Origin of the sequence: Polynucleobacter sp. JS-JIR-II-c23 (genome assembly GCF_035011225.1) — a bacterium.
Classification (GTDB): domain Bacteria; phylum Pseudomonadota; class Gammaproteobacteria; order Burkholderiales; family Burkholderiaceae; genus Polynucleobacter.
Genome location: NZ_JAYGQT010000001.1, coordinates 1,701,799 through 1,714,800, shown reverse-complemented (window position 1 = coordinate 1,714,800; position 13,002 = coordinate 1,701,799). Strand labels below are relative to the sequence as shown.

Here is a 13,002-nt window from a genome sequence, read left to right as displayed (position 1 = left end):
ATATTATGAATGCGCGCGCCGTTATCGAAACTGGACCGCTGCAAGAGCGCCTTGGCTACACCTTCAAGAAGTCGGAGCTACTAAATCAAGCATTGACTCATCGCAGTCATAGCAAGAAAAATAACGAGCGCTTGGAGTTTCTGGGTGACTCTATTCTGAATTGCGTTGTTGCGGAAATGCTCTATGAGCGTTATTCGGACCTAGATGAGGGCGACCTCTCTCGCGTACGTGCAAACTTAGTAAAGCAACAAGCTTTATACGAAATTGCCCAAACTTTATCCTTGTCTGATTACTTGCGCCTGGGCGAAGGTGAGTTGAAGAGCGGTGGCTTCCGTCGTCCCTCTATTCTTGCTGATACCTTAGAGGCAGTAACTGGTGCGATCTTTATGGATGGTGGTTTTGAAGCAGCTAAGGCCAGCTTACGTAAGCTGTATTCCATTATCTTGGCACACGTTGATCCTAAAACCTTAGGTAAGGACGACAAAACTTTATTGCAAGAATGCTTGCAAGGCTATCAATTGCCATTGCCGACCTATAACGTTACTGGCACTACTGGCGCTGCACACAACCAGCAGTTTGAAGTGGAGTGTTTGATCCCTAGCCATAAAGTGGCAGTCAAGGGTGAGGGTGCCTCGCGTCGTGCTGCTGAGCAAGCCGCAGCAAAGTTGGCTTTGATTGCAATGCTCAAGGCTTTGCCGCAAGAATCTCGTAAACCCAAGAAGACTCGGTCGGCCAAGAAGAAGGCGGCCAAAAAAGAAGTGACTGAAGAGCAGTTCAATCTTAAGCTGAAGGGCTAATCGTGTTTAGATGCGGCACCATCGCCATTGTTGGGCGTCCTAATATGGGTAAATCAACCCTTCTGAATGCGTTGGTTGGTCAGAAGATCAGCATTACCTCTCGCAAGGCTCAAACGACACGCCATCGTATTTTGGGTATTCAGAATCGCGAAGAAGCGCAGTTCATCTTTATCGATACCCCAGGCTTTCAGACGCGTTTAATGAATACTTTAAACAAGGCGTTAAATCGTACTGTCACTACCGCCTTGCAAGACGTGAATGTGGCTTGCTTTGTAGTTGAGGCAGGTTACTTTGGTGAAGATGACAAGAAGGTATTGAAGCTGCTGCCAGATGACCTACCGGTTGTACTGGTCCTAAATAAATTAGATTTATTTAACAGTCGTTTTCAGACGCCATCCGAGCGCGATCAAGCCCTACTGAGTTTCATTAAAGAAATGGCTCGCCCTTGGTGCGAACTAGGTGGTCACGAAGATCAGAAGTGTGAGTTTGCTGAGATCGTGCCAATGAGCGCTAAGAGTCCTGGCGATATTGAAAGATTACTGGATGTACTTGAGGGCTATTTACCTGAGGCGCCAGCTGTCTACGATGGTGATACCATCACTGACCGTAGTGAACGCTTCCTGGCTGCTGAGATTCTGCGTGAAAAAGTATTCCGCTTTACTGGTGAAGAACTGCCTTACACCAGCACGGTAGTCATCGACCAGTTCAAGATGGATGGCAAGATGCGTCGCATTGCCGCAACCATTTTGGTTGATCGCGATAGTCACAAGGCAATGATCATTGGTCAAAAGGGTGAGCGTCTCAAGAAGATTTCAACTGATGCTCGCATCGATATGGAAAAGCTCTTCGATGGCAAAGTTTTTTTAGAGACTTGGGTGAAAGTCAAACGTGGCTGGGCAGACGATCGTGCCGAACTTCGGGCCCAAGGACTGGAATAAGTTCCGATGGCCTCGATTCGCATTGCTGACGAGCCTGCTTTTGTATTGCATAGCATTCCCTATAAAGAGACCAGCTTAATTCTGGATGTCTTTACTCGGCAATATGGTCGTATGGCTTTGATTGCCAAGGGCGCCAAGCGTCCACACTCCACACTAAGACCAGTATTGCAGCGCTTTCAACCGCTGCTAGTCTCTTGGAGCGGTAAATCAGAGTTGCGTACCTTAACGAAGTCGGAGTGGGTGGGGGGTATGCCTTCTTTGGTTGGCGATGCTTTGCTCTGCGGCTTCTATCTCAATGAATTACTCGTCAAGTTTTTAGCGCGTGAAGATGATTACGAAAGGCTTTACGATCGCTATTCCGAGACTATTAATGCTTTATCAAATCTGGAGTTCGAGTCTAAGGGCTTAGAAGAGATTTTGCGTCCATTTGAATTGGCACTCTTGCAAGAGACGGGTTATGCGGCTGCCTTGGATCGCTGCGTTGAAACCAATGAAGCGCCCCTGGCTCAAGAGCAGTACATCTATCAACCAGAGCGGGGTGTTCGCCCAGTTCAAGTGGATGATCCAGGACATTGGCCCGTTCTCACTGGGAAATCTCTTTTAGCGATTGCGGCGGGGGATTTCTCTGATCCCGAGACATTGTCTGAGAGTAAGCAATTGATGCGCTTTCTGCTTGGCCTGCATTTACAGGATCAAGTCTTAACAACCCGCCAAATTTTGATTGATTTGAAGAAAATCTAGTAATCTACAGAGATGAGCAGCCATCCAAGCCTTGAACTGGGTATCAATATCGATCACGTTGCCACTTTGCGTAATGCACGCGGCACCGTCTATCCTGATCCATTAAGGGCGGCAGCTCTGGCTGAGGAGGCGGGAGCAGATCTCATTACCCTGCATTTACGAGAAGATCGTCGACATATTAAAGATGCGGATTTATTAGCACTGCGTCCACTAATTAAAACGCGCATGAACTTAGAGTGTGCGGTAACGCCCGAGATGATTGATATCGCATGTAAGGTTAAGCCACACGATGTTTGCTTAGTTCCGGAGAAACGGGAAGAGGTCACAACGGAAGGTGGACTGGATGTCTTGGGACATTTTGAGGCAGTGAAATCCGCTACAAAAAAATTAGTTGATGCTGGTATTCGGGTATCTCTATTTATTGATCCAGAAGAAAAACAAATCCAAGCAGCTAAAGAAGTTGGTGCAACCGTAGTGGAATTGCATACAGGTTGTTACGCCGATTTGTCTGGAGCTGAGCAAGCAAAAGAGTTGGAGCGTATTCGTAAGGCTGCGATATTTGGAAAAAGTATCGGCCTGAGAGTGAATGCGGGTCATGGCTTACATGAAGGTAATGTCAAACTAGTAGCTGCCATTACTGAATTATCTGAACTCAATATTGGCCATGCGATTGTTGCTGAGGCCTTATTTAAGGGCTGGCAAAAAGCAATCATCGACATGAAAGCCTTGATGGCTCAGGGCAGAGCCATCACTTAAGAGTCAATAATAAAAACTACTGACATCCATGATCATCGGCATCGGCACAGATATTCTGCAGATTGAGCGCTTACAAGCAGCTTACGATCGCACCAATGGCCGTCTAGCTGAAAAAATTCTGGGACCAGATGAAATGCTGGTATTTAAACATCGCCTTGCCAGAAATCATAAGCGCGGGATTGCATTCTTAGCTACGCGTTTTGCCGCTAAGGAGGCCTTTTCAAAAGCGATTGGGCTTGGTATGAGAATGCCGATGACCTGGCGTTCACTTCAAACCCTAAATGAGCCTAGTGGCAAACCAATCACTTCTTACTTAGGAGCTTTGGCACTATTTATGAAAGAAAAAAATTGGGAAGCTCACGTTACTGTGAGCGATGAACAAGATATGGCAATTGCGCATGTCATCGTTACTCAAAAGTAAGTAAAAAATACAGTTGAAATAGAGGAATAAATGAGTACTTTAACCATGGTCCCTGGCCCAGTCACCCTGGATGTTGTTGGTCTGGAATTAAATGTCGAGGATCGTCGACGCATCTTGCATCCCCTGACTGGCGGCGTCATTTTATTTGGTAGAAACTTCGCCAATCGTCAGCAACTCACCAAATTAACCGCTGCCATTAAGAAGCTGCGCCCCGATGTGCTTATATCCATTGATCATGAGGGCGGTCGAGTACAGCGCGCTAAATCCGATGGCTTTACCCATTTACCAGCAATGCGCAAATTGGGTGAATTGTGGGGAGCCAAAAATAAATCCACTCACGCTGCAGAATCTGCTGCTATCGCAATGGCTGCAGCAACAGCCTGTGGGTATGTGCTTGCCGCTGAGTTGCGTGCCTGTGGTGTTGACTTTAGTTTTACCCCGGTACTGGATTTAGATTTTGGTCGCAGTGGAGTGATTGGCGATCGATCTTTTAGTCGTGATCCACAAATAGTCTTTGCTCTAGCAAAAAGTTTAAATGAAGGTTTGCGTCTTGCTGGCATGGCCAACTGTGGCAAGCACTTCCCTGGACATGGCTGGGCTGAGGCGGATTCGCATGTAGCCATTCCGGTAGACGAGCGCTCCTTAAAAGAAATCTTGAATGATGATGCTAAGCCGTATGAGTGGTTGGATTTGAGTTTGGCTTCAGTCATGCCGGCACATGTGATTTATCCGAAGGTGGATAAGAACCCAGCAGGATTTTCAAAGATCTGGCTCCACTCCATTCTGCGTCAAGAATTAGGCTTTGAAGGTGTGATCTTTAGCGACGACCTATCCATGGAAGGCGCTAGTGTTGCTGGATCGGTAGTGAAGGGCGCAGAGATGGCGCTAGAGGCTGGTTGCGATGCGGTATTAATTTGTAATCGTCCTGATTTGGCAGATCAGCTACTCTCTAAATTGAAGGTATCAAAAGCCAAGCTCAGCGAATCTAAAGCTCGTTTAAATCGCTTGATGCCAACTGCTGTAGCGCCTAATTGGGAAGTCCTTCAAGGCGAAGTTGAATATCAACATGCAAAAGGCTTGCTTGAGCAGTTAAAGCTGATTGCATAAAATAATTGCTGCGATAAAAAAAGCCCGGCATGCCGGGCTTTTTAACTTTCGTAGTTCGCTAATTAGTTAGCGCGGCTACGGTATTCACCAGTGCGAGTATCGATCTCGATTTTGTCGCCAGTGTTGCAGAACAATGGAACTTGCAATTCATAGCCGGTAGCTAATTTTGCGTTCTTCAATACCTTGCCTGAGCTGGTATCACCTTTAACTGCTGGCTCTGTGTAAATGATTTCACGAACCAATGAGTTAGGCATTGCTACTGAGAGTGCTTTACCTTCGTAGAACACTACTTCGCATGGCATGCTTTCTTCGAGGTAGTTCAATGCATCACCCATGAACTCAGCTTCAACTTCGTACTGGTTGTATTCAGTATCCATAAATACATACATTGGATCTGCGAAGTAAGAGTAAGTACATTCTTTCTTATCGAGAATCACAACATCAAACTTGTCATCCGCTTTGTAAACGCCTTCGTTTGGCGCACCAGTTAACAAATTCTTAAATTTCATTTTCACAACAGAGGAGTTGCGGCCAGAGCGGCTGTATTCGGCCTTTAAAACGACCTGGGCATCAGTACCAATCATGACTACGTTACCAACGCGGAGTTCTTGTGCTGTTTTCATCTTGCTATTCCTGGGGGCAGAGCTAATTTTCTGCGGTTTTTATCAAAAACAAGATTGTAACCGCCCGCAAGCCTTTATTGCTTGGGATTAGGCGACAAAGCGGATTAAACGCGCTGGCAAGCCGCCATCCGCGTGTTTTTCCAGTAAATGGGTGCGCCAGTGCTTGGCATGTGTATTCCAACTGTTTAGGTCCTTAAACCATTCGCTGGGCATTGCCCAGGTCATGGCGGCAATCGTAGCTAGCCTTAACCCTTGGCTAGCCTCCTCCAGGTAGAGGTCCAGAAAAGCCGCTAATTTCACCTCATGGGCACGATCTTCTTGTGGGTAGATATGCCAAATGAATGGTTTTCCCGCAAGCTGAGCACGTACAAAAGAATCTTCTCCCCGCACAATGTTGAAGTCGCATTGCGATAGCACCCAGTCATATTCATCCTGAGATACGAATGGCATCGAGAGCAACTGGATATTGTTGGGCAGAGAGATCGGTTGCTCCCCATAAAGGCTGAGTTGCTCAGCATGACCATGGGCAAGCAAGACATCAACATCTTCACCAAGACGTCCTAAGTCAGCTAGCCATTTTTTGAGAGGAGCGCCGGGGTAGCAAAAGATGCTGATCCGTTTTGCACCAGGACGCAACTTGGACCATGTAGCCTTCAGGTCGCCAGGAATATTTTTTGCCACAAGATGATCTTCTGGTGGGATGGGATCCAGTAATAGCCCACCCACCTCATTCTGAAAGCCGGGAAAGAAAAAATATTTCGGAATGCCGTGTGACTGGGGTGACGCTTTGCCATGAAAATCAATTACCCAGGGCTCTGCGCTCAAGTATTCCAAGTTAATGATGATGGGTTTGATTGGAGCAATGAATAGGCCTGCCAAGTAACGTTCTGGCAATTCACAGCCAAAAGCCTCAATCACAACATCGGGCATTTGTACTGGGTGACGAGCGTTAGCGTAGCTAGCTTCCCATGGCTGGAAATCAATTTTTTGCTTTATGGATGGATCTACTCCTGATGCGAGTAAATTAAGGGTTGGCAGGTCATCGCAAAAAATACGGACCTCTTGCCCATGAATGCTTGATAAGCTTCGGGCTAGACGCCAGCAAACACCGGCATCACCATAGTTATCAACGATTTGGCAGAAAATATCCCAACGCATGAGTAATTCGCTTTTCGAAACCCTTCAGCAGGATGTTAAACGGCTACCCGGATTGCCGGGGGTATATCGCTTTTTTGATGAAGCGGGGCATATTCTGTATGTAGGCAAAGCTCGCAACCTCAAAAAGCGTGTCTCAAGTTATTTTCAGCGTACCCAGTTATCACCACGTATCGAACTGATGGTGGGCAAAATTGCCCGCTATGAGACAACGGTAACACGGACTGAAACTGAAGCTCTTATTCTAGAGAACAATCTCATTAAAGAGTTGGCTCCACCATTTAATATTTTGTTTCGTGATGACAAGTCTTATCCGTATGTCATGTTAACGGGGCACCAGTTCCCAAGATTGGCTTCATATCGCGGTAAGGTGGATAAGCGCAATCATTATTTTGGGCCATTTCCGAATAGTTGGGCAGTACGCAATAGCGTGCAGATACTTCAAAAAGTATTCCGCCTAAGAACTTGTGAGGATTCCGTATTCAAGAATCGCAGTCGTCCTTGTCTCTTGCATCAAATTCATCGCTGTAGTGCCCCTTGTGTCGGCCGTTTGAGTGTTGAGCAATATGGGCAAGACGTCGCTCAAGCTACTCGATTTTTAAAGGGTGATCATAGCCAGGTACTATCCGAACTTGAAAAAGAAATGCACAAGCATAGTGAGGCTATGGAGTTTGAAATGGCAGCGGTATTACGTGATCGCATTGCAGATTTATCTAGTGTGTTGCAGCAACAATCGATGGATACCGTTGCTGAAGGTGAGGGTGATGTGGATGTGATTGCATTAGCGCAAATGGAAGGTATGGTTTGCGTGAACTTAGCAATGATTCGCGGCGGTCGTCACCTGGGTGATAGAGCGTATTTCCCTAAAGGTTTGCGCTCTACCTCTGGTGAGTTGCCGTCTCCAGCAGAAATACTGGAAGCCTTTATTACTCAGCATTATTTAGAAGAGCATGCAGATGAGACTGCTGCCAATTTAATTCCACCAGTGCTGGTTCTCAATCATGCCCTGCAATCAGCAAGTGACGATCTTACTCAGCTTAATGAAGCTCCCCCAGAAGATTTATACGAGTTATTAAATGCACAAGCTGGTAGAAAAATTACCTTCCTGCATCAACCGCAAGGTCAAAGACGTCACTGGCTTGGGATGGCAGAAGGTAATGCCAAAATTGCTTTGACCAAGCGTTTGGTTGAGACGGGCGGGCAGTTAGCTAGGGCGCGTGCATTAGCTGATATCTTAAGTCTAGAACTAGAAAGTCTTGAGCAGTTGCGCGTTGAATGTTTTGATATTAGTCACACTTCTGGTGAAGCGACCCAAGCATCTTGTGTGGTGTACACCAAGAATGCCATGCAGTCGAGTGAGTATCGTCGCTTCAATATCAATGACATCACCCCAGGCGATGATTACGCAGCCATGCGCCAAGTCTTGCAGAGACGCTATGCCAACTTTCAAGAGTTGCCTGTAGAAAAAATTCCTCAAGTGATTTTGATTGATGGCGGCAAAGGCCAGGTTGAAATGGCAAGACAAGTTCTTACTGAATTTGGCATGGACATTGGATTGATTGTTGGTGTTGCCAAAGGTGAGGGGCGCAAGGTTGGACTGGAAACCCTCATTTTTGCGGATGGACGTAAGCCCTTGGAGTTGGGCATAGATAGTGCGGCATTGCTATTGGTAGCCCAAATACGGGATGAGGCGCACCGCTTCGCCATTACCGGCATGCGCGCTAAACGCGCTAAGGCTAGGACAATCTCCCGTCTAGAGGAGATTGAGGGCATTGGTGCCAAGCGTCGTCAAAAGTTGCTGGCTCGTTTTGGTGGCTTAAAGGGTGTCTCCAATGCCAGCATCGAAGAGATCGCTAGTGTTGAAGGCGTCTCTTTAACGCTCGCTGAGCAGATATATCGTCAGCTTCACTAGGAGCAATGACCGTTCTTGGTTTATGCTTATCGAATGCCTTTTAATCTACCGATCGCCCTAACCTGGTTGCGTGTTGCAGCGATTCCGCTGTTGGTAGCTATTTTTTACCTTCCCAATTCTTGGCTTACTCCGTTTGATAAGAATCTGATTGCCGCAATCATCTTTATCTCTGCCGCTATTACTGATTGGTTAGATGGTTTCTTGGCCCGCCGTTTAAAGCAAGAATCTGCATTTGGTCAGTTCTTGGATCCTGTTGCAGACAAGCTGATTGTTGCTGCCGCTTTATTGGTTTTATTAAACATGGATCGCGTCCAAGTTTGGGTTGCACTCATCATCATTGGTCGTGAAATCACGATCTCCGCCCTGAGAGAGTGGATGGCTTTATTGGGAGCCGGAAAAAGCGTGGCAGTTCATATGGTTGGCAAGCTCAAAACAACTGCTCAACTCGTGGCCATTCCCTTCTTATTGCTCAATGACACCTTATTTGGTTGGTTAAATTGTGCGCAAGTAGGTACCTGGTTAATTTGGATTGCCTCATTTTTAACGCTTTGGTCGATGTTCTATTACATGAAAAAGGCTTTGCCGCAGTTGGCTGGAAAAATCGATTAAGCGTTATAAAGCCCAGCCAGTTAAGCCTCTAGGGGCAATTGGATTCCCTCCATTTTTATGTTTTACAAGGAATAATGCTTTCTTCCCGATTGTTTGTTAAACTACTGCCCTGTTATGCGGGAATAGCTCAGCTGGTAGAGCGATACCTTGCCAAGGTATAGGTCGGGAGTTCGAACCTCCTTTCCCGCTCCAAGTTCGATGGGAAGCCCTCAAAAGCTTCCCATTTTTGATTCAAAAGTATGGCGCGTTGGCCGAGTGGTTAGGCAGGAGCCTGCAAAGCTTCGTACGGGGGTTCGATTCCCTCACGCGCCTCCAGTAATTTGTCTTGACGAATTAGGTGCATCACCTAAAATACTTTTAACTATCGTAAGTAAAAAGCGTCAACTACCTTAATCAAATGCTACACACATGATCACAATTCAAACTTTAAAAGTTAGTGCCCTCGCATTATTTTTAACAGCGCTCTTGGGTGCATGTGCCAGTTCAGGAGATTCTCCTACCGGTACAGCAGAAGAGATTCAGGAAGTGCAATCACAACTTTTGGGTGATATGCCTTTGCCGCAAGGTGCACGTCTGTCTGGTGGCGATTCCATCATTATTGGTCGTGGCAATGAGTGGGTTGGTAGAGCGGTTGTGAATGCACTGCAAGGCGCAACGGATGTCTACGCATTTTTCCAGTCAGAATATCCAAAGGGTGGCTGGACTACTGTTACTGCAGTGAAAGCAAAAACAAGTATTTTGGTTTTCACTAAAGGCGATAGAACTGCTACTGTTGAAATCGTTGATGGATCTCTCGGCGGTCCTAAGTCAGTCATCATCGTGACTTCTTCACCAAAGAATGCAAACGTAGTTGCCCCAACTCGTAAATAAGGTTACTGAGTAAAGTGGTAAATAAAAAAGGCCTCTAACAAGAGGCCTTTTGCTTGGGCGGCTCTAGACTAGAGCCCTTCAGCCCTGATCAAGCCAACTGCCTGGCCTTCAATTGCAAAGTTGGGTTGACGATCATCCACCAAAATGTTTTTGAAGTCTGGGTTCTCTGCTTGGAGTTCGATGACCATACCGCTCGCAGTTTTCTTTTGCTGCCAACGCTTCACAGTCACCTCATCATCAAGGCGAGCAACAACAATGTCACCGTTGCGAACTTCGGTTGTCTTTCTGACGGCTAAATAATCACCATCCAGGATGCCGGCATCGCGCATGCTCATGCCTTTTACTTTTAATAAGTAATCGGCACCTTTACTAAATAAATTGGGGTCAACCGGAACATGCTTTTCAATATGCTCCACTGCCATGATCGGAGATCCGGCGGCAACGCGACCAATCAATGGCAATGTGAGTTGTTGTAAGGCGCCTGACGGTAAAGATAGTTGGCGATATTTATTACTGTTGTGTGATTGATTGAATCTTTGTGGAATGCGAATGCCGCGTGAAGTGCCAGGCGTTAATTCGATATAACCTTTTTTGGCAAGTGCGCGCAAATGTTCTTCGGCGGCGTTGGCAGAAGCAAATCCGAGTTGGTTAGCGATCTCTGCACGAGTTGGCGGCAGGCCACTCTCATCGATGGCTTTAGTAATCAACTCCAAAATCTCATTCTGGCGTGGAGTGAGCTTGGGGAGGGCAGTCAGCTCCTCTGGAAAATCGACTGTGTTTATGTCCATACTGGGATTGTATACAGCAGTATTTGATAGATCAAGCTATTTAAGGGGGATAATGGGGTATGAGCTCTCAACAAAATACTCCTGAAACTTCACCCCATATCTTGGTGTTGGGTATGGGTGGCACGATTGCCGGTTTGGCGCCGAGCCCAGCTGAAAATCCTATGCAATATGAAGCTGGCCAGGTCGAAGTGGCCTCGTTGCTTGCCCATATTCAGTCCGCCGTTCCAGAAGGTATTCGCTTAGTTTCAAGGCAGGTTGCCAATATCAATAGCCGCAACCTGACAGAATCTTTATTGACCTTACTGGGCGAGACTGTAAGAGAGGCCCTTGCTAATTCCTTGGTCAAAGGAGTAGTGGTCACTCACGGAACTGACACGATTGAAGAAACGGGTGTCTTTTTGCAGTTGACTTGTGGCAAATATGCTCAAAATTTAGGCAAAAGAGTCATCTTGACTGGCGCTATGTTGCCGTCCAATGCCCCTAAGGCGGATGGCCCATCGAACTTGCTAGATGCCATTCGTTGGGCATCTACCCCGATAGATAACTGCCCGGGTGGCGTTTATGCGGTCATGGATGGCAGAGGCTGTTTGGCTATGGATCTGGCAAAACGCCATGGTAGCGCCCTCAATGCACCCATCCAAGCTTCTCCTAGTAGCTCAGTTGGGTTGATTAATCCATCTTGGCTGTCAGGTGTTAAGGCGGTTCAGGCCCTTTGGAGTGAAGATTTGCCCATTCCCAAAGAGGGTGAGTGGCCTTGGGTAGAGATATTGACTAGCCATGCTGGCGCTCGCTCAGAAACGATTACCCATTGGCTGAACTCCAAAGTAAAGGGCTTGGTCCTTGCGGGCTCTGGCATGGGAGGCTTTCATGATGCCTGGAGGGATTCTCTGGGTGCAGCGGTAAAGCATGGAATTGCCTTGGTCAGAACCACCAGAACCGGCGCGGGTGAAACCTTGCCCGATTTGCCTGAAAAGGACATTGGCGGTTGTTTAGCATCAGGCAGCCTTACTGCTCCTAGGGCAAGAATTGCACTCCAGCTAGCGCTGAATGCCGAAAAACAGTCTCAAATAGCTGGTAAATCCCTGACTTGGCAGGATTTTTTTGCTAGAATAGCGGTCTTACCTGTAATCCGGTAAGTGCTGAAAAGCAGCTGTAAAAGTGTTGTAAGCAGTACCTACAATTTGTTACTACCTTGTCACACTGGCGCTGAGTTCACAACCATCAGAACTTAGCAAGACGCCCAGGTGACTTAATCCTTAAGGAGTGTTAGATGCGTCATTATGAAATCGTCTTTATCGTCCATCCGGACCAAAGCGAGCAAGTGCCAGCGATGATCGATCGTTACAAAGCTACATTAGCAGCTGCGGGCGGCAAAATTCATCGTATGGAAGACTGGGGTCGTCGTCAGATGGCTTACATGATCGACAAGCTTGCTAAAGCCCATTACGTTTGCATGAACATTGAGTGCGACCAGAAAACTCTGGAAGAGCTTGAGCATGCGTTCAAATTTAACGATGCTGTTTTGCGTCACCTCATTATCAAGACTAAGAAAGCTGAAACAGAGCCTTCTATCATGATGAAAGAAGTGCAACGTGAAGAAGCGCGTAAATCTGCTCAAGCCGACGCTCCTGTAGCGACAGCCTAAGTTAGAAATTTGAAGAGGAATACACAGACTAGAAAACGTATCAGAGAAGCGGAGCGGCGTTGAATCATTTCACCCTCACTGCAATCTTGGTATCTAAAGACGCGATTCGATTTACACCAGCAGGAATACCGGTGATGCATTGTCAGCTAGAGCATAGCGGCCAAGCAAACGAGGTAGGAGTGGCAAGGAAAATTCAGATGAACGTTGAAGCCATCACAATCGGTCCGATACAAAAGGACTTAGAGCGAATGGATTTAGGAACTGAGGCAGTGTTTGAGGGATTCTTAGCACCCAAGACTCTACGTAATCAAAGACTTGTTTTCCATATTACCCATATTCAATTGAAAAATTAAAGAGGAAATCATCATGGCGTTTGGAAAGAAACCCGATTTCAAAAAGAAACCAGCTCAGAACCCATTGTTCAAGCGTAAGCGTTATTGCCGTTTCACTGTTGCTGGCGTAGAACAGATTGATTACAAAGATGTAGATACATTGAAGGACTTCATTGGCGAGAACGCCAAGATCACTCCTGCTCGTTTGACAGGCACAAAAGCAAAGTATCAGCGTCAATTAGACACTGCTATCAAGCGTGCTCGTTACTTGGCTTTATTGCCATTCTCCGATCAACATAAGAAATAAT

At 46.7% G+C, this 13,002-nt stretch carries 16 protein-coding genes and 2 tRNA genes; 15 read left to right on the top strand and 3 right to left on the bottom strand.

Annotated elements, in window-relative coordinates; all coding sequences use genetic code 11:
• Positions 1-5: 5 nt before the first annotated feature.
• The 6 genes from rnc to nagZ are packed head-to-tail and all read left to right on the top strand — an operon-like array spanning position 6 to position 4,760.
• Positions 6-797, top strand: a complete 792-nt coding sequence (rnc, locus tag VC159_RS08700) for a ribonuclease III (protein WP_215359385.1) — start codon at positions 6-8, stop codon at positions 795-797.
• 44 nt (positions 798-841) lie between these two features.
• Positions 842-1,735 carry a GTPase Era gene (gene era / locus VC159_RS08695; RefSeq protein WP_251371595.1) on the top strand — a complete coding sequence of 298 codons (894 nt, stop codon included), beginning with the start codon at positions 842-844 and terminating at the stop codon, positions 1,733-1,735.
• 6 nt (positions 1,736-1,741) lie between these two features.
• On the top strand, positions 1,742-2,476 hold the full coding sequence (recO, locus tag VC159_RS08690) for a DNA repair protein RecO (RefSeq protein ID WP_215359390.1): 735 nt from the start codon (positions 1,742-1,744) through the stop codon (positions 2,474-2,476).
• Positions 2,477-2,488: 12 nt separating this feature from the next.
• Complete coding sequence (gene pdxJ / locus VC159_RS08685) at positions 2,489-3,232, top strand: pyridoxine 5'-phosphate synthase (RefSeq protein WP_323473329.1); 744 nt, start codon at positions 2,489-2,491, stop codon at positions 3,230-3,232.
• 28 nt (positions 3,233-3,260) lie between these two features.
• Entirely contained in the window at positions 3,261-3,653 is a 393-nt protein-coding gene (gene acpS, locus VC159_RS08680; RefSeq protein ID WP_215359394.1) for a holo-ACP synthase, read from the top strand.
• Between the two features lie 30 nt (positions 3,654-3,683).
• The gene (gene nagZ, locus VC159_RS08675; RefSeq protein WP_215359396.1) at positions 3,684-4,760 is read left to right on the top strand and encodes a beta-N-acetylhexosaminidase; all 1,077 of its coding nucleotides are present in this window, start codon (positions 3,684-3,686) and stop codon (positions 4,758-4,760) included.
• A gap of 62 nt (positions 4,761-4,822) precedes the next feature.
• Here nagZ and efp read toward each other — a convergent pair whose 3' ends face one another.
• Together efp and earP are read right to left on the bottom strand one after the other, a co-directional pair.
• On the bottom strand, positions 4,823-5,383 hold the full coding sequence (gene efp / locus VC159_RS08670; protein ID WP_072583128.1) for an elongation factor P: 561 nt from the start codon (positions 5,381-5,383) through the stop codon (positions 4,823-4,825).
• Positions 5,384-5,470: 87 nt separating this feature from the next.
• The gene (gene earP, locus VC159_RS08665) at positions 5,471-6,541 is read right to left on the bottom strand and encodes an elongation factor P maturation arginine rhamnosyltransferase EarP (protein ID WP_215359398.1); all 1,071 of its coding nucleotides are present in this window, start codon (positions 6,539-6,541) and stop codon (positions 5,471-5,473) included.
• On the opposite strand from earP, the gene uvrC reads away from it, so the two are divergent.
• The 5 genes from uvrC (at position 6,540) to VC159_RS08640 (ending at position 9,929) form a co-directional block, all read left to right on the top strand.
• Entirely contained in the window at positions 6,540-8,450 is a 1,911-nt protein-coding gene (gene uvrC, locus VC159_RS08660; RefSeq protein WP_323473328.1) for an excinuclease ABC subunit UvrC, read from the top strand. The two genes, earP and uvrC, sit on opposite strands and share 2 nt — an antisense overlap.
• A 33-nt stretch (positions 8,451-8,483) precedes the next feature.
• A complete protein-coding gene (gene pgsA, locus VC159_RS08655) occupies positions 8,484-9,059 on the top strand; it encodes a CDP-diacylglycerol--glycerol-3-phosphate 3-phosphatidyltransferase (RefSeq protein WP_215359402.1) in 576 nt (191 codons plus the stop codon).
• Between the two features lie 116 nt (positions 9,060-9,175).
• Positions 9,176-9,251: transfer RNA gene (locus VC159_RS08650), tRNA-Gly, on the top strand.
• A 49-nt stretch (positions 9,252-9,300) separates the two neighbouring features.
• Positions 9,301-9,374: transfer RNA gene (locus tag VC159_RS08645), tRNA-Cys, on the top strand.
• Positions 9,375-9,467: 93 nt separating this feature from the next.
• Positions 9,468-9,929: a hypothetical protein gene (locus tag VC159_RS08640; RefSeq protein ID WP_215359404.1), complete on the top strand. Its 462-nt coding sequence runs from the start codon at positions 9,468-9,470 to the stop codon at positions 9,927-9,929.
• 68 nt (positions 9,930-9,997) lie between these two features.
• On the opposite strand, the gene lexA is transcribed toward VC159_RS08640, so the two are convergent.
• A complete protein-coding gene (gene lexA / locus VC159_RS08635) occupies positions 9,998-10,717 on the bottom strand; it encodes a transcriptional repressor LexA (protein ID WP_215359405.1) in 720 nt (239 codons plus the stop codon).
• Between the two features lie 59 nt (positions 10,718-10,776).
• Between lexA and VC159_RS08630 the strand changes: the two genes are divergently transcribed.
• From VC159_RS08630 to rpsR, 4 genes are all read left to right on the top strand, one after another.
• Positions 10,777-11,853 (top strand): asparaginase, encoded by a 1,077-nt coding sequence (locus VC159_RS08630; RefSeq protein WP_215359407.1) that lies wholly within the window; start codon positions 10,777-10,779, stop codon positions 11,851-11,853.
• A 134-nt stretch (positions 11,854-11,987) separates the two neighbouring features.
• Positions 11,988-12,362: a 30S ribosomal protein S6 gene (gene rpsF, locus VC159_RS08625; RefSeq protein WP_072583121.1), complete on the top strand. Its 375-nt coding sequence runs from the start codon at positions 11,988-11,990 to the stop codon at positions 12,360-12,362.
• 59 nt (positions 12,363-12,421) lie between these two features.
• Positions 12,422-12,715: a primosomal replication protein N gene (priB, locus tag VC159_RS08620; RefSeq protein WP_072583120.1), complete on the top strand. Its 294-nt coding sequence runs from the start codon at positions 12,422-12,424 to the stop codon at positions 12,713-12,715.
• Positions 12,716-12,728: 13 nt separating this feature from the next.
• Positions 12,729-13,001: a 30S ribosomal protein S18 gene (gene rpsR, locus VC159_RS08615; protein ID WP_011902267.1), complete on the top strand. Its 273-nt coding sequence runs from the start codon at positions 12,729-12,731 to the stop codon at positions 12,999-13,001.
• Position 13,002 lies beyond the last annotated feature (1 nt).

Excerpts from the sequence above, each read along its gene's own strand:
- rnc (WP_215359385.1), top strand. The coding sequence starts at position 6 with ATGAATGCGCGCGCCGTTATCGAAACTGGACCGCTGCAAGAGCGCCTT.
- era (WP_251371595.1), top strand. The coding sequence starts at position 842 with ATGGGTAAATCAACCCTTCTGAATGCGTTGGTTGGTCAGAAGATCAGC.
- recO (WP_215359390.1), top strand. The coding sequence starts at position 1,742 with ATGGCCTCGATTCGCATTGCTGACGAGCCTGCTTTTGTATTGCATAGC.
- pdxJ (WP_323473329.1), top strand. The coding sequence starts at position 2,489 with ATGAGCAGCCATCCAAGCCTTGAACTGGGTATCAATATCGATCACGTT.
- acpS (WP_215359394.1), top strand. The coding sequence starts at position 3,261 with ATGATCATCGGCATCGGCACAGATATTCTGCAGATTGAGCGCTTACAA.
- nagZ (WP_215359396.1), top strand. The coding sequence starts at position 3,684 with ATGAGTACTTTAACCATGGTCCCTGGCCCAGTCACCCTGGATGTTGTT.
- efp (WP_072583128.1), bottom strand. The coding sequence starts at position 5,383 with ATGAAAACAGCACAAGAACTCCGCGTTGGTAACGTAGTCATGATTGGT.
- uvrC (WP_323473328.1), top strand. The coding sequence starts at position 6,540 with ATGAGTAATTCGCTTTTCGAAACCCTTCAGCAGGATGTTAAACGGCTA.
- earP (WP_215359398.1), bottom strand. The coding sequence starts at position 6,541 with ATGCGTTGGGATATTTTCTGCCAAATCGTTGATAACTATGGTGATGCC.
- pgsA (WP_215359402.1), top strand. The coding sequence starts at position 8,484 with ATGCCTTTTAATCTACCGATCGCCCTAACCTGGTTGCGTGTTGCAGCG.
- VC159_RS08640 (WP_215359404.1), top strand. The coding sequence starts at position 9,468 with ATGATCACAATTCAAACTTTAAAAGTTAGTGCCCTCGCATTATTTTTA.
- lexA (WP_215359405.1), bottom strand. The coding sequence starts at position 10,717 with ATGGACATAAACACAGTCGATTTTCCAGAGGAGCTGACTGCCCTCCCC.
- VC159_RS08630 (WP_215359407.1), top strand. The coding sequence starts at position 10,777 with ATGAGCTCTCAACAAAATACTCCTGAAACTTCACCCCATATCTTGGTG.
- rpsF (WP_072583121.1), top strand. The coding sequence starts at position 11,988 with ATGCGTCATTATGAAATCGTCTTTATCGTCCATCCGGACCAAAGCGAG.
- rpsR (WP_011902267.1), top strand. The coding sequence starts at position 12,729 with ATGGCGTTTGGAAAGAAACCCGATTTCAAAAAGAAACCAGCTCAGAAC.